15 protein-coding genes are annotated in these 21,008 nt (G+C 33.8%); 11 read left to right on the top strand and 4 right to left on the bottom strand.

What is annotated here, in order from left to right:
* Window positions 1–15 precede the first annotated feature (15 nt).
* The 3 genes from NSR03_RS12465 to NSR03_RS12455 all read right to left on the bottom strand — a co-directional run bounded on the left by NSR03_RS12465 (window position 16) and on the right by NSR03_RS12455 (window position 3,273).
* Entirely contained in the window at window positions 16–1,584 is a 1,569-nt protein-coding gene (locus NSR03_RS12465) for an alanine/glycine:cation symporter family protein (RefSeq protein WP_069821114.1), read from the bottom strand.
* A 230-nt stretch (window positions 1,585–1,814) separates the two neighbouring features.
* Window positions 1,815–2,237, bottom strand: coding sequence for a DUF2871 domain-containing protein (locus NSR03_RS12460; RefSeq protein ID WP_046465781.1), 423 nt, complete (start codon window positions 2,235–2,237; stop codon window positions 1,815–1,817).
* Between the two features lie 178 nt (window positions 2,238–2,415).
* The gene (locus tag NSR03_RS12455; protein WP_069821113.1) at window positions 2,416–3,273 is read right to left on the bottom strand and encodes an oxidoreductase; all 858 of its coding nucleotides are present in this window, start codon (window positions 3,271–3,273) and stop codon (window positions 2,416–2,418) included.
* Window positions 3,274–3,354: 81 nt separating this feature from the next.
* On the opposite strand from NSR03_RS12455, the gene panB reads away from it, so the two are divergent.
* From panB to NSR03_RS12400, 11 genes are all read left to right on the top strand, one after another.
* Window positions 3,355–4,167 (top strand): 3-methyl-2-oxobutanoate hydroxymethyltransferase, encoded by an 813-nt coding sequence (panB, locus tag NSR03_RS12450; protein WP_069821112.1) that lies wholly within the window; start codon window positions 3,355–3,357, stop codon window positions 4,165–4,167.
* Window positions 4,164–5,012, top strand: a complete 849-nt coding sequence (gene panC, locus NSR03_RS12445; protein WP_002511648.1) for a pantoate--beta-alanine ligase — start codon at window positions 4,164–4,166, stop codon at window positions 5,010–5,012. The genes panB and panC overlap by 4 nt, the downstream gene beginning before the upstream one ends.
* A 243-nt stretch (window positions 5,013–5,255) precedes the next feature.
* Entirely contained in the window at window positions 5,256–6,761 is a 1,506-nt protein-coding gene (gene mqo / locus NSR03_RS12440; RefSeq protein ID WP_303660281.1) for a malate dehydrogenase (quinone), read from the top strand.
* A 384-nt stretch (window positions 6,762–7,145) separates the two neighbouring features.
* On the top strand, window positions 7,146–7,535 hold the full coding sequence (locus NSR03_RS12435; protein WP_141714498.1) for a YSIRK-type signal peptide-containing protein: 390 nt from the start codon (window positions 7,146–7,148) through the stop codon (window positions 7,533–7,535).
* Window positions 7,536–7,784: 249 nt separating this feature from the next.
* Window positions 7,785–11,609, top strand: coding sequence for an Ig-like domain-containing protein (locus NSR03_RS12430; RefSeq protein WP_340719238.1), 3,825 nt, complete (start codon window positions 7,785–7,787; stop codon window positions 11,607–11,609).
* 133 nt (window positions 11,610–11,742) lie between these two features.
* On the top strand, window positions 11,743–13,263 hold the full coding sequence (exaC, locus tag NSR03_RS12425) for an acetaldehyde dehydrogenase ExaC (protein WP_056936011.1): 1,521 nt from the start codon (window positions 11,743–11,745) through the stop codon (window positions 13,261–13,263).
* Between the two features lie 212 nt (window positions 13,264–13,475).
* Window positions 13,476–13,856, top strand: coding sequence for a YSIRK-type signal peptide-containing protein (locus NSR03_RS12420; protein ID WP_069821110.1), 381 nt, complete (start codon window positions 13,476–13,478; stop codon window positions 13,854–13,856).
* Between the two features lie 143 nt (window positions 13,857–13,999).
* A complete protein-coding gene (locus NSR03_RS12415) occupies window positions 14,000–16,090 on the top strand; it encodes a carboxypeptidase regulatory-like domain-containing protein (protein WP_069821109.1) in 2,091 nt (696 codons plus the stop codon).
* Window positions 16,091–16,101: 11 nt separating this feature from the next.
* A complete protein-coding gene (locus NSR03_RS12410) occupies window positions 16,102–17,022 on the top strand; it encodes an Ig-like domain-containing protein (protein WP_141714497.1) in 921 nt (306 codons plus the stop codon).
* Window positions 17,023–17,199: 177 nt separating this feature from the next.
* Complete coding sequence (locus tag NSR03_RS12405; protein ID WP_002506476.1) at window positions 17,200–18,369, top strand: YbfB/YjiJ family MFS transporter; 1,170 nt, start codon at window positions 17,200–17,202, stop codon at window positions 18,367–18,369.
* A gap of 186 nt (window positions 18,370–18,555) precedes the next feature.
* Window positions 18,556–19,530 carry a tRNA dihydrouridine synthase gene (locus NSR03_RS12400; RefSeq protein ID WP_002506477.1) on the top strand — a complete coding sequence of 325 codons (975 nt, stop codon included), beginning with the start codon at window positions 18,556–18,558 and terminating at the stop codon, window positions 19,528–19,530.
* 61 nt (window positions 19,531–19,591) lie between these two features.
* Here NSR03_RS12400 and NSR03_RS12395 read toward each other — a convergent pair whose 3' ends face one another.
* On the bottom strand, window positions 19,592–20,797 hold the full coding sequence (locus NSR03_RS12395; protein WP_002506478.1) for an MFS transporter: 1,206 nt from the start codon (window positions 20,795–20,797) through the stop codon (window positions 19,592–19,594).
* Window positions 20,798–21,008: the final 211 nt, after the last annotated feature.

The raw sequence follows: 21,008 nt of genomic DNA, 5'->3' as shown, positions 1-21,008 counted from the left end.
TGTGTAAAAGATTTATTATTCTTTTTTATGAAAATTGTCTTTATTTTTTTCTCTGTTAAACCAAAAATATGCATTAGGAGCATCTTGTTGCGTGGGTTTATAAACAGCTAAGCTGCCAGAGCCTTTCGATTTTTTCTGATTTTCAAAATCTTTTAAAGCACGAAAGGCGGGCTTACATAAAATCCATATAGCTATAATATTTAGCCATGCCATCATACCAACACCTACATCGCCCATTGCCCACGCAGCATCAGCGGTCTTGATTGTGCCATATGCAGTGGCAAAAATAAGTAGGAAACGGGTCAATGTAATATAAAAATTTGATTTTTTAGCACTCAAATTTCTAGTAAGATACGCAATATTTGTTTCGGTAATATACGAATAAGCTAATATGGTAGTAAATGCAAAGAAAAATAATGCAACTGCTATAAAATAAGAGCCGAATCCAGCGAAATTTGGGTCAAATTGGTAGCTATCGCCTTGAAATGCTTTATCGATACCAGATTGTACATACATGGCAGTCCCAGAGAAATCTTTAGAGCCATCTGCATTTAATACATAAACACCATTATCTTCAATTAAATTAGGCTGTCCTTGTGCATTCTCTGTGCCATCTGTTGTATTATAAGTTCCTGAAATTAAAATAATTAGTTCGGTAGCTGTACAGACGAAAATAGTATCTATATAAGCTGAGAAAGCTTGTACAAGCCCTTGTTTTGCTGGGTGAGATACTTCTGCCGCTGAAGCTGCATGGGGTCCTGTCCCTTGACCTGCTTCATTTGAATATAATCCTCGTTTTACACCAATTTCAATCATTGCCCCAATAATTCCACCGAAAGTAGATTGTAACCCTAGTGCAGATTTAAAAATAAGTGCGAATAATGCAGGAACTTCCTCAATATTTAAAAAAATTACAATAACAGCTAATAAAATGTAAGCTATAGCCATAAAAGGGACAATTGCTGTTGCCATACTGGCAATGCGTTTAATTCCACCAAAAATGATAAGCGATAGTAATATTACTAGAAAAATTGTGACTGCCCATTTTGGAATGCTAAAAGCACTATGTAATGAAGTTGCAATTGCATTGGACTGTACGCCTGGCATTAAAAGTCCGATTGAAATAATAGTCACTATAGCAAATATTAACGCAAATATTTTTCCGAACTTTCCTCCAATACCATTTTCAATGTAATAAGCAGGGCCGCCTCTGTATTCCCCATTTTCCTTTTGTTTATATATTTGACCCAATGTAGACTCTACAAATGCAGTGCTTGCACCTAGTAAAGCTGTCACCCACATCCAGAAGACTGCACCGGGGCCGCCAATAAATATGGCAGCTGACACACCAACGATATTCCCAGTGCCAACTCTGCCAGCTAGTGATAATGAAATAGCTTGAAAACTAGAAATACCTTGTGGAGATTTTTCACCTTTGAATAATAAACGTAACATTTCTTTAAATTGTCTCACTTGTGCGAAGCGAGTAATAAGTGAAAATATCAATCCTGTTATTAATAAACCAAAAACTAACGGAGGACTCCATATAATTTTATCTAAGAAATCAATGAATTCTGTAATCAAATTAATTCTCCTAACATAAAATGAATTTTTATACTGATTTATGTAAGCGCTCGCTCGTAATTGTACACGTCTGAAATCTGTGAGCAAGAGTGTCAATTAATTCATTAACATTTTAATGAATTAAAATATAGAATTAATTTTTAATAATTTTATATATGGAGTAAAATAAAAACACACAAAAAATCTGTTCAAGTTTCTATTATTGAGACTTGAACAGATTTTTGGTTATGCTATTTTCTTTTTTCTGCAGTGGCGTTAATTCTTTTATTTAATAACACAAAGAATAAGATGAATGCGATAGAAATAAAGATGTGACCTAAACCAGCAATGCCCGCGATTGCAGGACTTACACTGAATCCTTTGATAGTAGCAATACCGTTCACAAATTGCATCGCTACAGTTACTAATACGCCTAAGTGGAAAATATAAAAGAAACTATTAAATAATTTACTATTACGAGTCAATTTAAGTTGATGTTCGATAACCATGAAAATCAAGAACATAATTGTACCTAAAACTAATAAATGTGTGTGCGTTACATTTAATTGCGAATAACCGCTAAAATTTTCTCCTTTTGACATTTCTCTATAGAACAAACCACTAAGTAATCCTAATAAAGTATAAAAGGCAGAGCTGAACATTAATTTTTTCATTTTTTCTTCCTCCAAATTGTTAATAACTGCAATATAAAGTAATTTTATGAACTATTTATGAACAGCATAAAAATAAATTACCGTTTATAACAATATGAAAGAAACGCACGATAACGAATGAAATATAAATTTTAATATTAGCATATCAAGTAGAGCGTATTTAAAAAATAGCACCTTATTATTTTTGTTGTGCCAATAACAGCGAATAAATAGTATCCAGTACTGGCGTATCCACTTGATGTAATTTTGCTTTTCTAAATAAAAAGCCTTGGATTCCTTCTATTTCTAATGGGTTATCTGAGATGATATCGTAATACATACTTGTGCCCATTTGATTGGGATAACCTTCGTAAATCGTCATAATACCATCGATAATGTCATCACCAAAATAGATATTTTCAGCTTGTGCAATGGCTACACCTTCAACTAATAATTGCTTACAAAGGTGTTTCATTCCTGGGACTTGAAGTACTTCGGCAGTGCGACGACTTAATGCTGTGACACTATTAATAGCTAAATTAACAAGTAGTTTATACCAAATGGCATAATCAATATCGTTTGTGAGTTCAATTTCTAAAGAAGAGCCAGCTACAATATCTTGGAATGCACGCGTTTCTGGAGAATCTTCTAAAATGATTTTGTGATCACGATAATGCGTTACTGTAGAACCAGATTTTCGTCCGCTAATATAAACAACACCTTGAAATACGTGAGGGTGTTCAAAGCGTGACAACTGACCGTGACCATTTTGAGCAAGTATAATAGTTGTTTGCTCATGGATTAAATGTTTTATTTCTCTTAATACAGCATCAAGTTGAGGTATTTTAACCGCAATAATTAAAACATCAACGTGGCTTTGATCAGTTGTTAATGGCGTTACCTGTAAAGTATGTGCATGTCCAGTATTATTATTGGCAAAGTAGGTGAGTGTTTGATGGTGTCGACCGAGTAAGCGTAAATCAGGATGTATGGTTAAAAGGTCAATTGCAATCGTGCTACCTACTGCGCCAGGTCCAATTATTGCAATTTTGTTCATGTTTTTAATTTCCTTTTCTAAGTAGATTGGTTAGTATATGGATAACAATACAAATATAACAAACTGCGGAGATGATTTTAATTGAAAACATTAAATCAGTTATTAGATATGAAACAGAGTAACGATAAAATATCAATGGTGACAGCTTATGATTATCCTAGTGCGAAGCAAGCTGAATCAGCACAAATAGATACAATATTAGTTGGTGATTCATTAGGGATGACCGTCTTAGGTTATGATAGTACAGTACAAGTGACGGTAGACGATATGATTCACCATGCAAAAGCAGTACGACGAGGTGCGCCAGGCACGTTTATAATTGTAGATATACCTTTTGGCGCGGTGGGTATAAACGAGCAGTCGGATTTAGAAACAGCTGTAAAATTATATCAGCAGACTCAAGCGAATGCGATTAAAGCTGAAGGTGCACATTTAACTCAATATATTGAAAGTTGTAGCAATGTGGGTATTCCAGTTGTTTCACATCTTGGGTTAACACCCCAAAGTGTTGGTATAACTGGGTACAAAATGCAGGCAAATACTAAAGAAGCAGCACAACAACTTATAGATGATGCATATAATGTACAACAAGCAGGTGCTGTTATGTTAGTGCTAGAAGCAATTCCAAGCGATTTAGCTGCTAAAATCACTAAAAATTTAGATATACCAGTTATTGGAATTGGAGCTGGTAAAAGCACAGATGGTCAAGTATTGGTGTATCATGATTTACTAAATTATGAAGTCAACCATCAAGCAAAATTTGTGAAACAATATGGTGATTTTTCAAAAGGTGTTCAAGCGTTATCTCTATATAATACAGAAGTTAAGTCACAACAATTTCCAAGTGATGCGCACACTTACAAAAAGCAGGTCATGAACGAGGTGTCTGAATGACTGAGTTAATTACTACTATAGAAGAAATGACTGAAATGTCTAAGCAATGGATAAAATCAAATAAATCAGTGGGCTTTGTACCTACGATGGGCGCTTTACACGAGGGCCATTTGAAAATGATGTCACAATCTATTACTGAAAATGACGTGACAGTGATTAGTGTTTTTGTAAATCCACTGCAATTTGGACCTGATGAAGATTTAGATGCGTATCCTCGAGACATTGAAAGTGACACAACTAAAGCGTCATCAGTAGGCGTAGATTATATTTTTTATCCGAGTGAAAAAGAAATGTATCCGGAACAACCTACAATTGAAGTAAAGGCTGGACGTCTAGCATCAGTATTAGAAGGCGCACAACGTCCGGGGCATTTTGACGGCGTAGTGACAGTAGTAAATAAACTGTTCAATATTATACAACCAGAACGTGCTTATTTTGGAAAAAAGGATGCACAGCAATTAGCTATAGTGGAAAAAATGGTTGAAGACTTTAATCATGCAATTGATATTGTAGGCGTAGACATCGTTCGTGAAGCGGATGGTCTAGCTAAGAGTTCACGTAATATTTATTTAACGTCAGAAGAAAGAGCAGAAGCGCCTCACCTTTATAAAAGTTTGCAGTTAGCACAATCATTATATAATCAAGGTGAACGAAGCAGTTTGAAAATTATTGAAGCTACGCGTGATTATATACAACAACATACGAGTGGGGATATAGAAACAGTGGCAATTTATAGCTATCCTCAACTTGTCGAACAACATGAAATTACAGATAAAATTTTTATATCGCTAGCAGTCAAATTTAGTCAGGCACGTTTAATAGATAATATTATTATCGGTGATTAATTTGTCGTAATGTATTTACATGATTAGTGAACAATTCAGTTAGATACAACATTCTCTCAATATACAATTTACATTTTCTTAGTGTTGATTTATCATATGTAGAGAGAGATATTTATCGAGAAAACAATTATATGATAATTAAATAGTTTTAAGGGTATAAATACAGTAGTGAAAATAATGTATGCGGTATCTCAAGAACTAAACAACTTTGTTTTATCTTATATAATTAATTAAAAAGTGATTATGAGAGGTGGTAAAAAAATGAGTGAATCTAACTCAAAAGATGTCATTTTAATTGGTGCTGGTGTTTTAAGTACAACATTCGGTACGATGTTAAAAGATCTTGCACCAGAATGGAATATTAAACTTTTTGAAAGACTCGAAAAACCTGCAATTGAAAGTTCTAACGAACGCCACAATGCTGGTACTGGACATGCCGCATTATGTGAATTGAACTACACAGTTGAACAAAAAGATGGTTCAATCGATATAGAAAAAGCGAAAGAAATTAATGAACAATTTGAGATTTCAAAACAATTTTGGTCTCACTTAGTAAAAAGTAATCAAATTCAAGACCCACAAGAATTTATACGCCCATTACCGCATATTAGTTTTGTGCAAGGCGATAAAAATGTGAATTTCTTGAAGAGACGTTATGAAGCACTTGCGCCTTTATCAATGTTTAAAGGTATAGAATATACAGAAGATCATAAAAAACTACAAGAGTGGATGCCATTAATGATGGAAGGCCGCGACCCAGAAGAAGTAGTTGCAGCTAGTAAAATTGACGAAGGTACAGATGTTAACTTCGGTGAACTTACAAGAAAAATGGCTAAAAACTTAAACGAACATGAAAATGCAGAACTTTTCTACAAACATGAAGTTCAAGACTTCAGCCGTCGTAAAGATGGTAAATGGGAAGTTAAAATTAAAGACCTTAAGACTAATAAAGTAGAACATCACATCACTGATTATCTATTTATTGGTGCAGGTGGTGCTGCAATTCCAATGCTACAAAAAACTGGTATTCCAGAAAGTAAACATTTAGGTGGATTCCCAATTACAGGAGAATTCTTAGTATGTAATAATCCTGATGTTGTAGCTAAGCACGAAGTTAAAGCTTATGGTAAAGAACCTGAAGGTACACCGCCAATGACGGTACCTCACTTAGACAGACGTTATATTCAAGATGAAAACTCATTACTATTTGGACCATTCGCAGCGATTGGCCCTAAATTCTTGAAAAATGGTTCTAATTTAGATTTATTTAAATCAATCAATCCTAGCAATATAATCACTATGTTAGCTGCAGCGGCGAAAAACTTCCCGTTAATTAAATATTCTATTCAAGAAGTATTAGCTAAAAAAGAAGATCGAATGAAAGAATTACGTCGATTTGTTCCTGATGCTAAGGATGAAGATTGGGATATTATGCAAGCTGGTAAACGTGTTCAAGTTATCAAAGATACGAAAGAACACGGTAGAGGATTTATTCAATTCGGTACAGAAGTTGTAAATTCAAAAGACCATTCTGTAATTGCATTATTAGGTGAATCTCCAGGTGCTTCTACTTCGGTTTCAGTTGCATTAGAAGTAATCGAGAAAAACTTCCCAGATTATATGGCTGAATGGGAACCTAAGTTGAAAGAAATCATTCCATCTTATGGTAAATCATTAATTGAAGATTACGCATTATTAAAAGAAATACGACAAGCAAATAATGCTGAACTTGGTTTGAATAATTTATAATAAGTAACAAATTTACCCTTGGAGCAGTTTGGCTTCAAGGGTTTTTTATGTTTGATAATAATTTTGAAAACGAATTACAATCACTGACTATCTGTAAGTAAGACACTATCTACAAACCTTCAGCACAATCCTACTAGTGAAATTCCCTTGAATTTTAAAGTCGGAAAATAAAATTTTTCGCTTACATTTGTTTTGAAGAATACTCTCGTGTATTTTACATATAACTATATGAAACAACTAAAATTCACTATTAACTTATTTTTATTCATTGAAATATATCATTTTATATGTCCTGTACTATAATAACTTTAAAATAATTCTTGTGTTTTAAAATATGGTTGAGTAATATTGAGTTGTACAAATCTATTTTGAGGTGGAAATATTATGAAAAACAAACAAGGGTTTTTACCTAATAAAATGAACAAATATTCTATTAGGAAATTTACAGTTGGGACGGCGTCACTTTTAATTGGAGCTACATTAGTATTCGGCGTAGGAAGCGAAGCACAAGCAGCTGAATTAGATGAGATTAAGACTAATGATAGTGGAAGTAACAAAGGGGAAGCATTAGATATAAGTGAAATAAAAACTATTGAAACAGAAACGCAAGATGTTGAGAAAGAACCAATTTCTAATGCAAATGACGTTAAAGATACAGAGGGTAAAGAAGAAAATTCTGATATAGACACATCAAAAGTAGAAAGTGAAAATACAGAAAAGGTTCTTGAATCGCAAAATGTTGTAGAGACAACAAAAGAAAATACAAATATTTAACCTTCAACAGACAACAAAAATCAGGAAATTAATGAAAAAGCTACTTCAGAAAATAATGTAATTGAAGAAGAAACACCTACTAATGAAAAAGTAGAAAGTGAAAATACAGAAACTCCTAACATAAATGAAAATACGGATACATTAAAAATTGAAGAAAAAACAAATGATGAAATAAATACAAGCGAACCGAAAACAAATGATGAAATAAATACAAGCGAACCGAAAACAACTGATGAAAATAAGCATGAAATGACTGAACAGAAAACAAAAATTGAAGAGGATTCTCAGCAACCAACAGAGTCAATTAATGAAAAAGTGCAAACAGAACAAGAAATAACTTTAGATCAAACAGAAATGGAAAATGGCGACAATGTAAATGATGAAATTACACCTACTGATCAATCTACAGCCGACTCAGCATTGATACAACAATTATCAACTACTACGGATATAGAAGCAGAAGTTAAAACTTTCTTAAATAGTGAGTTGTCAGAAGAAGAAACAAAATCAATTATAGATCAAACAAATATTAACTTTGAAGAAGCGTCTAATGAGGAAATTAAGAATGAAATCTTAAAAGCATTAGCGATTCAATTAGCTAATGAGCAAGATGCGAATACAATTTTAGCTACACCTAAAAGAACAATGCTACGCACTATGGCAGCACCAACAGCAATAGCAACAGCTGATGCGACAAATGAGCAAGTGGATAAATCACTGGGTTACGTAGACAACTATACATTTGCGAGTTTAATATTTGATCCTAAAACATTATCTTCACAAGGTGCTTTAGACAGCAAGGAAATAGATTTTAATATTGATAGCTATATGTCAGGTTCAAACTCTGGTGATAGATATAAGATTGATTTGAAGTTAGATCCAATTATTGCTAAGCACGTTACTAAAATATCAGTAAATCCTGCCAACCGTAGTAATCCAGTAGAATTTGTACGTTTAACTGACGACCAAGGTAATTTAACCAATACGTGGGAAGTCAATTTTATCAGAGCTAATAATGGGCTATTTGGTGGTGCTGAAATATTAAGTCAATATTCAGCTGAAAACGGTAAGATTTATTTAGATGATACAGTTAGAAATATAATTAATGAGGCTGGAGATTTAAGTAACAATAAATTAAATTACCAAATGTTTGTGAGAGATTCTAGTGAAAATAAAATTGTACGTACTACCGAAAGTAGTGGATATTTCTTAACAAATGCTGACTCAGATTTAATACAGCTGCAAAATAAGATATCCACTGCAAATAGTAAATCATTTACATCAAGTAGTGGCTCTGCGGTGTTTAATTCAGATATCGGTAATAATGGTGGCATTATAATAGACCAACAAGTTATGAAAGATGGCATTTTTAGTTACAATACTGCTGGAAATAAACAATGGTCATACAATTATCAAATTGATAAGGACTTATTACCTTACATTGAGAGTGCAGAATTACACACGTATGATTACGCTGGTTTAGCTGGGTTTGATAAAACTTATTATGCTTCTAATAAAGTAGCAGATTTAACACTAGACACAATAGGTAATGGTAAAATCACAAGTGAAAATTTGAATGACCTTATATCATTCAATAATAGCTTGCCAGAAACTGTAGGTATGAGAATAGTTTTGAAATTAAACCAAAGCGTGAATAATATTTTAACTAAAGAAGCATTGTATGATTCTGCAGGTAACTTAATTAGTGAAACAACTAAGCAAAAAGAAGATTTCACATTTGCAGGATATTTAACTGATAACGGTGGAATGCTTATCAATAATACAATGGGCACTTCAACATTAGCATTACAAGATTATGATAAAGATGGTCTGTTAGATAGGTATGAGCGTCAAGTATCATTGAGTAATGCTGAAGTTTTAGATACTGATGCTGATGGGAAAAATGATGGTGATGAAGTAGTCAATTACAAAACATCTCCACTGGTAGGTTTACCAGTAGTTGCAGATATTAACATGGCAGATACTATAGTAAGTGGATCAGTCCCATTAAAAGAAGGAGCAGTTTCACAAACTGCAAAAGTGATTAATGCGGATAATCAGATCATTGGCAGTGCAACTGTAAACAGCGATGGATCATTTGCTATTGTTATACCTAGCTCGCCCGCAGGAGAATATACAATTGCGATTGATTCACCAAATTATGCTAATGATGAAGTAAGTAAATTTAATATTATAGATAATACTATAGTCCCCACACCAACGATTGATCCAGTAGATGATAATGATACAGTCATTGTTGTTCATGGTGCTACAGGGTCAACAGTAACTGTTACTGACAACCACAACAATGTAATAGGAACAGTGAAAATAGCAAATGACACTACTTCAGGTAGTATTACATTATCTAATCCACTAGAAGCAGGTACAGTGTTGACTTCAACTGCTAGTGAAAATGGTAAGATAAGTGATTCATCTAAAACAATAACGGTTACAGATGCAACCGCACCTGACGCTCCAATAATTAATACTGTTACGAGCGAGGATACACAGGTGAGTGGGACGGCAGAACCAGGAACTTCAGTTAGAATTAATTTTCCTGGTGGAGGATACACTGCGATAACTACAGATAGTAATGGTAATTATATTATTGATATACCAGATGGTGTAATACTTGAAGGTGGCGAATCAATCACAGCGACGTCTAAAGACGATGCAGGTAATATATCTGAAACAGCAACAACAATCGTTACTGATATCACTGCACCCGAGACACCAACGGTGGAAGAAGTAACGAGTGAAGATACACAAGTCAGTGGTACAGCAGAACCAAATTCAGAAGTAACCGTAACATTCCCAGATGGTACAACAGTAACAGGCACAACAGATGAAGAGGGTAACTATATAATAGATATTCCAGAAAATGTTGAGCTAGAAGGCGGAGAAGAAGTTACCGCGACTTCAAAAGATAATGCAGGTAACATATCTGAAGAGGCGACAACAACAGTAACTGATGTGACAGCACCAGAAGCACCAACGGTGGAAGAGTTAACAAGTGAAGATACACAAGTCAGTGGCACAGCTGAACCAAATTCAGAAGTAACTGTAACATTCCCAGATGGCACAACAGTAACAGGCACAACAGATGAAGAAGGTAACTATATAATAGATATTCCAGAAAATGTTGAGCTAGAAGGTGGAGAAGAAATTACTGCGACTTCAAAAGATAATGCAGGTAACATATCTGAAGAGGCGACAACAACAGTAACTGATGTGACAGCACCAGAAGCACCAACGGTGGAAGAAGTAATGAGTGAAGATACACAAGTTAGTGGCACAGCCGAACCAAATTCAGAAGTAACCGTAACATTCCCAGACGGCACAACAGTAACAGGCACAACAGATGAAGATGGTAACTATACAATAGATATTCCATCAAACATTGATTTAGTAGGCGGAGAAGAAATCACCGTTACTTCAACCGATAAAGATGGAAATATTTCTGAAAGTACTAAAGTTATAGTTATTAATAAAGAAGAAACGCCAAATACAGGTGAAACGCCAAATACAGGTGAAATGCCAAATACAGGTGAAATGCCAAATACAGGTGAAACGCCAAATACAGGTGAAACGCCAAATGCAGGTGAAACGCCAAATACAGGTGAAACGCCAAATACAGGTGAAACACCAAATACAGGTGAAACGCTAAATGCAGGTGAAACGCCAAATGCAGGTGAAACGCCAAATACAGGTAAAACACCAAAAACAGAACAAACAGCAAGTATAGGTGAAAAATCAAATACAAACGAAACATCAAGTAAAGAAGAAACTCAAAGCAAATCACTAGATATAATGTCACAAGAGAATTCAACAATAGAAAAAACTAACAGCAATTCTACTGTGAATAAAAACACCACTAATTCAAGCATTAACAAAGGTGAATCAAAACGTGCTCATAGCAACAAACTTAATTCAGAAAATGAATTGCCGGAAACAGGTCAAGATGAAACACGTAATAGCACTTTATTCGGCACATTAATTGCAGGTTTAGGCGGCTTACTATTGCTTGTGATGCGTCGTAGAAAAAAAGAAGAAGACGAAAACAAAATGTCATAATCAAAGTGATATTGTAAAGGCTCTTCATCCATTAAGGGTGGAGAGCCTTTTCTTATCAAAATTAAAACATTATATAGGAAAGCGCTTACTTTATTTTTTTGAGGGTATTAGACTCAATAAAGGAGGTTTTACAGTGATATATACAAATCCAAATCAAGAAGATGCAAAATACAAAGTAAAATCGAAATATGCTAATTTTATAGGTGGAAAATGGACTGAACCACAAGAAGGGAACTATTTTGATAATATTTCACCAGTTACAGGTGAAAGTTATGCCAAGATACCTAAGTCTACACAAAAAGATGTGGACTTAGCTGTTGAAGCTGCCCAGAAAGCGCAAGTAGAATGGGGTAAAAAATCATTATCTGAAAGATCACAGTTATTATTAGATATAGCTGATCGTATTGAAGAAAATTTAGAATATTTAGCAGTGATAGAAACGTTTGATAATGGAAAGCCAGTGAGAGAAACACTTACAGCAGATTTACCATTAGTAGTAGATCATTTTAGGTATTTTGCAGGTGTGATTCGTGCAGAAGAAGGCGGCATTTCACAAATAGATAATGATACAGTTGCATATCATTACAAAGAACCATTAGGCGTAATTGGACAAATTATTCCTTGGAATTTCCCTTTACTTATGGCAACTTGGAAAATTGCGCCAGCGATTGTAACAGGTAATACAGTAGTACTAAAGCCCGCAGAGCAAACGCCGGTATCGATTTTACATTTTATTGAAGTGATAGAAGATATTCTACCAGAAGGTGTGCTCAATATAGTAAATGGTTTCGGAAATGAGACTGGTGAGGCGTTAGCGACGCATAAAAACATAAATAAAGTTGCGTTTACAGGTGAAACAACAACTGGAAAAATTATTATGAAGAATGCTAGTGACAATGTTATACCAGTTACACTTGAACTGGGCGGTAAATCACCGAATGTATTCTTCAAAGATATTATGGATGAAGATGATGAATTTTTAGAAAAGGCTGTAGAAGGTTTAGTCATGTTTGCACTAAATCAAGGTGAAGTATGCACATGTCCTTCAAGAGCACTGATTCATGAAGATATCTATGAAAAATTCATAGCTTTATGTATAGAAAAAGTTAATAAAATAAAATTAGGAAATCCTTTAGATGAAACCACAATGGTTGGTGCACAAACTTCAAACGAACAACAAGAAAAAATCAAAAAATACTTAGATATTGGTAAAGAAGAAGGCGCTGAAATTCTTGTAGGTGGAAATGTTAGACAAGAAAACGAGAATTTAGAAAATGGATTTTATATTGAACCAACGATATTCAAAGGTGACCAAAGTATGCGTATTTTCCAAGAAGAAATATTTGGTCCGGTATTATCTGTTGCAACTTTTAAAACAAATGAAGAAGCTCTAGAAATGGCGAATGATACTATCTATGGTCTTGGAGCAGGTATTTGGACGAGAAACCAGAACACTGCGTATCGTATTGGTAGAGGAATTCAAGCAGGACGTGTGTGGGTTAATAATTATCATACTTACCCAGCGCATGCTGCTTTTGGCGGATACAAAATGAGCGGTATCGGACGAGAAAATCATTTAATGATGTTAGACCATTATCAACAAACTAAAAATCTACTTGTAAGTTATGATACAAAGCCAACAGGTCTATTTTAATGAAAAATAAATAAATATAATGAGACATTTCAAACTATTGCGCTAATGCGTGATAGTTTTTTGTTACTAAAAATATTTCTAATTGTATATTTTCATAAACCTAATAAATAATTTTCTAACTTAATTTTTATATTTAAATCCATATAAAACTCTGAAAAAAATAATACAATTGTGATATTATATCAAACGACTAAGATTAATGGAGGAAAGCAATGAAAAACAATCATGATTTAACACCCAATAGAATGAATAAATATGCTATTAGAAAACTTTCAGTTGGCACAGCGTCATTATTAGTGGGAAGCGTGTTAGTATTCGGAATCTCTAACGATGCTAATGCAGCAGAAAACGATCTTTCAAAAGACTCCAAAGCACTCAGTACTAATGTGAATGAAGAGGATAACCACTTAGTTGATACAGAAAAAGCAAATAGCAACGAACAAAATCCAGTCAATGATTTTTCAGAAAGCCATGATATTCATAACGATAATTTAAATACTAGTGATAGTGCTTCAGAGCAAAGTGTTGTTGAAAATAAACCAACAGTAAATAACACAGCTGAAATAGACACTAGCAATAAAGACGAGAAGTAGCTGTAAACACTACTAAAAATAAAGTCACTGACAATAAAGAGAATAATAACAACACGTCGAATGTAATTGAAAAAGAAATTGAAGAGTCAAAAGCTAATAAAACTAATGAAGAAAATAGTGAAATTGTAAAAACGGAAAATAAAATGAAAGCTGCTCATAATTTTGATAACTCATCTCAAAAATTCGAGAATAGAGAAACAGATGACATAGCAGAGAAAGCTACAATAAACCAAAGCGAAGCCCAAAACAGAGAAGATATTAGCCATGAAGAAAATAATACAAGTAATAAATTAGAAGCAAAAGATGAAGTGAATACTCAAAGCGAAAATATTAAGCCAGCGAGTGAACATAATGTCCCAGACAGAAATAACACTGAAAGCGTACTAAATACAAAAGAATCAAATAATGCGGTTGCTAAAGTGAGAAAGAGACGTTCAATTATAAATAGAAAAACATCAAGCAAAGCAATGACCGAAGATAGTGCTTTAGAAGCATTAGAGTATTCAGAAAATTACACATTTCAAACTTTAATTTTTGATCCTGAATCATTAGCAAAGAATAGTGTTTTAAATAGTAAAACGATTCCTTTTGAAATCCATAGTTATATGACAGGAGCAAATTCAGGGGATAGATATAAAATAAACTTACAACTTGATCCAATAATTGCTAACCATGTGACAAGAATTACTGTTAACCTAGCTGGTCGTACATCACCAGTACAATTTGTTAGATTATCTAATAAACAAGGTAGATTAACTAACATTTGGCAAGTTAATTTCATTAGAGCAAATAACGGTTTATTTGGCGGTGGTGAAATATTAAGTCAATATACAGCTTCTAATGGGGTCATATATCTTGATACTACAGTTAAAAATATCCTGAACAGTATGAACAATAAACATGATAAGTTAAATTATTTAATCTATGTTAAAGATAATTCTGAAAATAAAAAAATCCAAACTTCAGAAACGAGTGGATATTTTTTAACAGCAGCAGAGAGAGAAATAAATAATATACCACCGTCACAATCCACTAATGCTAATAATTCTTTTAAAGCAAGTAGTGGAACAGTACAATACGATCCTAAAATCGGCAACTTTGGTGGTGCAATTATAGATCAACAAATATTAAAAAATGGAATATTTAACTATCGTGGGAAAATAATGGATGCAGGTCTATATAAACAATGGACATATCATTACCAAATTGACCCAGCTTTATTACCTTATATCGGTTCAATAGAGTTACATAAACAAGATTTTCGCGGGTTATATGGTTTTGACAAGAAATATTATGCAGCCAATAAAGTAGCGACGCTACGTGTAGATTCGAAAGGTAGAGGATCTATTACACATAGTGACTTAAATCAATTAATAGAATTTAATAATGCTTTGCCAGAAACAGTAGGTATTAGAATAGTAATTAAATATAATCAAAGTCCTAATAATATATTGACTAGAAATGCTTCCTATGATCAAAAGGGTAATTTAATATCTAGTACAACTCAAGTAAAAGAAGATTTTGCATTCTATGGGTATTTTACAGATAGAAATGGAGGAATAATTAATAACACCTTTGGATCTGCAACCTACTATATACAAGATTTAGATAAAGATGGTTTAACGGATAATTATGAAATTCACAATTCACATTCTGATCCATTTAATGGTGATACAGATAGAGATGGCAAAAATGATGGGGACGAGGTTTTAAGATATCAAACTTCTCCTTTAGTAGGGAAACCCATCGTAAATGACATCACAACAGAGGATACTATTATTAGAGGTGATGTCCCATTAGATAAATCAGCAGCAAGACAAAAGGTGAAAATTTTAAATCCAAATGGCAATGTCATAAAACAAGGCGCGCTAAATAAAAATGGTACGTTTAGTTTTAACGTGTCAAAATTACCACCTGGAAAATATAAAGTGGCTATTGAGTCACCGAATTATCGAAATGCTGAAGTAAATACATTTAATGTAATTGATATGAAAGCATTATTAAAGCCTGCCATTGCACCAGTTAACGATCAAAATACAAACCTCCAAGTCAAAGGTGTTGAAGGTTCTACTGTTGTGGTTAAGGATAATAACAACAATGTTATTGGGACGGTTGTTTTAGGAAAAGGAGAAACAACAAAATCATTACAGTTAAATCAACCGCTAAAAGCTGGAACAGTTTTGACTGCCACTGCCACTAAGAAGGAAAAACTAGCTATGCATCAGACCCAGTAACTGTAACAGATGTGACTGCACCGGTAGCACCAACGGTGAATGAAGTTACGAGTGAAGGTACACAAGTGGCAGGTTCGGGCGAAGCAGGATCAACAATAACAGTTAAGTTCCCAGATGGAAGTGTTGTGACGGGCACAGCAGATGATCAAGGCAACTACGCAGTCGATATCCCAACAAATGTTGATTTAGTAGGAAATGAAGAATTGGTAGTGACATCAACAGATGGTGCGGGCAATGTATCGCCAGAAACAAGAGTAACTGTAACAGATGCGACAGCACCGGCAGCACCAGCGGTGAATGAAGTTACGAGTGAAAGTACGCAAGTAACAGGAACAGGTGAACCAGGATCAACAATTACAGTTAAATTCCCAAATGGAACTATCGTAACTGGAAGGGCTGATAATCAAGGAAACTACGTAATTAATATCCCTTCTATAATAGATTTAAACCCTGGAGATACTATACAAGTCTCATCAATTGATAAGTCAGGAAATATGTCTGGAACAACAACAATTATTGTGAATAATAGTAGTGTTTCAATAACAAAACAAGCGAATGATCATGATAAATCTAGCAATAATTTTGATTTAAATAGTCAATTAGGATTGAATGGAATTGAAGGGGAAGATGGAAAAGAACACACAAATTTAAATAGTAACATCAAACATTCCGATGATTCAGTTAATCATAAATCAGGGACAGATGTAGCTTCCAAAGGCGATGTTATACAAACTAATGATGAAAAAGGTACTATTTCAAATATGAATAATGATAAAAATAATCTAGATAAAGGAAATAATAAACATGTAGATAAATTACCTACTACTGGTGAAAATGAGAACCAAAATAAAGGATTATTCAGTTCATTATTAGCTATGATTGGTGCATTTATATTAATTGGAAGACGTCGTAAAAATACAGAAGAACATTAATAAGTATTAATATTATAAAGATAAAATATCATTAAAGTATTACAAAATAAAGAAGACGGAATGCTCTTTAAATAGAGCTTCCGTCTTCTTTTGTATATAACTTATTGATGATGTGCCATTTCTAAAAATATAGCTTAGGCGTATAATGGAGTAATTAGTAAAGAAAGGTGTGGAGAAATGCAAAAAGCTTATCGGCAACTTATATTAGGTATGATTTGTTTGTTTATAGTTATGGCAATTGGACGTTTTGCATACACACCTATTATGCCGTTTATGCAACAAACGGGACATATGGATAACCAGAGTGCAGGATTACTTGCAACTATTAATTACTTAGGTTATTTAATTGGAGCAATTATTCCTATATGGATAGTTGTGTTTAGCAAGGTTACAGATTTGAAAGTTTATTTACTAATCAATATAGTTTCAACAATATTGATGGGATTATTTGATAATTTTACATTATGGATAATTTTCCGTTTAATCGCAGGGATAACGAGCGGAACGGTTTTTGTTTTAGCCTCAAATGTGGCGCTCGAAGCATTGAGAGCAGCGAACAAGGGTCGTATCTCAGGTATGCTTTATAGTGGTGTGGGTCTAGGCATTTTCACAAGTAGTATATTCATATTTTTATTCACTACAGAAAATAATTGGAAGATAACGTGGATTTTACTGGGCGTTTTTGCTTTAGTTATGGGAAGTTTTGTGTTTTTTGGTATGCGCCAAAATTCAAATGTTGAAAATGAAACACAAACCTTAAATGAAAAGGAAGATAAACCGAAAGTTAAGTTGAATAAAAAATTTATTTGGGGATTTTCAATAGCGTATTTTTGTGAAGGTGCGGGTTACATAATTACAGGTACATTTTTAGTAGCAATCGTTAAATCCATACCTGAATTTGCAGATTATGCAGCGTTAAGTTGGATGTTTGTAGGATTAGGAGCTATTCCATCGACGATTTTATGGTCTATGATGGCTGAAAAATTAGGGTACAGTAAAGCAACTAATTTAGCATTTATTTTACAAATTATTGCCGTAATATTGCCTGTTTTTTCAGAAAGTATAACGAGTTTAGTGATAAGTTCTATTTTATTTGGTGCTACGTTTCTTGGTTTAACGACATTGTTTATGTCTAAAGCACAAACGTTAATGTTTCAAAGTAATAGTAAAATAAATTTAGTTGCTTCATTAACGGTTATTTATAGTTTGGGACAAATGATTGCACCAGCACTTTCTGGTGTATTGATCGGTGAATCTGGAAATTATAATGCAGCACTGATTTTCGCGTCAATTATACTTTGCGTGGGACTATTAAGCAGTATGTATAGTTATAGAGTCACAAATTAAATGATATATTCAAAAGAGAAAATGGATTTAAATAAATAAAAAGTTAGAGGAGTTATATACACGTGTAGAAGTACTCTATTCAGGTTTTTTAACAGTCATAATACTTTTGTGTAAATTGACTTTTTGTGGTAATATCGTCATGGATAAAAATTCGAGATAATAATAGATAAGAAGGTTTAAATATATATGAAAGAAAACTTTTGGCGTGAATTACCACGTCCATTTTTTGTTTTGGCACCAATGGAAGATGTTACAGATGTTGTTTTTCGTCACGTTGTCAGTGAAGCAGGCAGACCTGACGTTTTCTTCACGGAGTTTACAAATACAGAAAGCTTTTGCCACCCTGAAGGTGTACACAGTGTACGCGGACGCTTAACATTTACTGAAGATGAACAGCCTATTGTCGCTCACATTTGGGGAGATAAGCCAGAGCATTTCCGTGAAATGAGTATCGGTATGGCAGAAATGGGCTTTAAAGGCATCGATTTAAATATGGGTTGTCCTGTGCCGAATGTTGCAACAAAAGGTAAAGGTTCAGGACTAATTCAGCATCCTGAAACTGCAGCTGAAATTATTCAAGCAGCTAAAGCAGGAGGTCTTCCCGTAAGTGTTAAGACTCGACTCGGTTATTCTGATATCGATGAGTGGAGAGATTGGCTGACACACGTATTCGAACAGGATATTGCGAACCTATCGATTCATCTTCGTACGCGTAAAGAAATGAGTAAAGTGGATGCGCACTGGGAATTGATTGGAGAAATTAAAAAGGTTCGTGATGCAATCGCACCGGACACATTATTAACGATTAATGGAGATATTCCGGATAGAAAAACAGGACTCGAACTGGCAGAGAAGTATGGCATTGATGGTGTAATGATTGGACGTGGAATTTTCCAAAATCCGTATGCATTTGAAAAAGAACCAAAAGAGCATACGAGTGAAGAGCTATTAGGTTTGTTAAGATTACATCTTGATCTATTCGATAAATATACAAAAGAAGAACCCCGTCAGTTTAAACCATTGCGCAGATTCTTTAAAGTCTATGTACGTGGCATCAAAGGTGCAGGTGAACTGAGACATCAGCTGATGAGTACGAGTACAACAGATGAAGTCCGGACACTGCTTGATGAATTTGAAGCACAAATGACACCTATACAATAACATTAATATAATTGGATAAAAACACTGAAGAAGTAAAAGAAACGGCTTATAAATCTTAAATTTAAGATTTGTAAGCTGTTTTCTGTTTGATTGTTAATGAAATAATAAATGCAATAATCATGAAAGCTGTGATCATAAATACAACACCTGGCCATTGTATCAGCCCATAGAAGATACCTGCTAATGTACCGCCAATAGATGACCCCATGTAATAAAATAATAGATATAAACTAGATGCTTGCGCTTTATGATGTTCAGCACGACTTGCAACTACGCCACTTGCTATCGCGTGACCACTGAAAAATGCATAAACACTGAATGCCAATCCGAGTATTTTAAAAGCTAAAAAAGGTAAAAGTGTAATCCAAATACCAACGATTAATAGTAATATGCTGAATTTTAAAGCGTTTAATGTGCCTAATTTATTACGTAATTTTGCATTTAATATAGAAGATATCATACCAATTAAGAATAATAAGTAAACAAAGCTAATAATACTGTCATGCAATTGATAAGGTTTAGCTGCCAACACAAAGCCAATATAGTTAAAAGCAGCGATGTTACAGCCTAATAATAGAAAGCCAATCATAAATGGTTTTAGTAAACGAATATTTTTCAAATGTTGACTATAGCTCAATACTAATGCTTTAACAGAAAAGTGTTGTTTCTCAAAATGTCGAGATGCTGGTAGTAAGAAAGCAAATAATATTGCTGCAATAACACTAATAACTGCAATAGAGAATAAGCCGACTTGATACCCATAAATACTTGAAATAAATCCAGTGAATATTCTACCAAACGCACCACCAAAGGCGTTGCCACTAATATAAATACCCATTGCCTCGGGTAAACTATGTGCAGAAATTTCTTCTCCGATATATGCCATGGCGATAGAGGGTAAGCCTGCTAAACAAATGCCTTGTATAAGTCTAACAATTAAGAAGGTGTTGAAATCTGTAATGAACGGTTGCACTAGCGCTAATAATGACACCGAAATTACAGAAAAAATCATAATAGGTTTGCGTCCAATTACTTCCGATATTGCACCGAAAAATAACATAGCAAAAGCTAATGTCAGGGTTGCTGCCGACAATGCCAAACTTGCAACAGTTTCGCTCACATTAAATGATTGTGTGAAGTGGGGTATTAATGGTTGAACGCTATATAGAATTGAAAAAATAGTAAATCCTGAAATGAAAAGTGCAACGATAATTTTAATATATGCTTTTGAACCTCTATTTACATAGTTATTTTTCAAATCTTCCATTATATGACCCCTTTATTCTTAATATATCTATAGTATCACTTAACAGATAATATAAAAAATACATTATTTATTTTAAAAGATCTAATAATATGAGGACTTAGATTATTGAGAAGTGACTGTATTTTTTAGAAGCTTTAGATAGAATTTTCAAAAAAATTACAGGTATCTCAAATCAATTACTAAGAAATTAAAAAACAGTTTCTGCTATTCT

Source organism: Staphylococcus sp. FSL W8-1207 (assembly GCF_038003745.1).
Classification (GTDB): domain Bacteria; phylum Bacillota; class Bacilli; order Staphylococcales; family Staphylococcaceae; genus Staphylococcus; species Staphylococcus equorum.
Note: the sequence above shows the minus strand (reverse complement) of the source record. Positions and strands in the feature narration are given on the sequence as shown.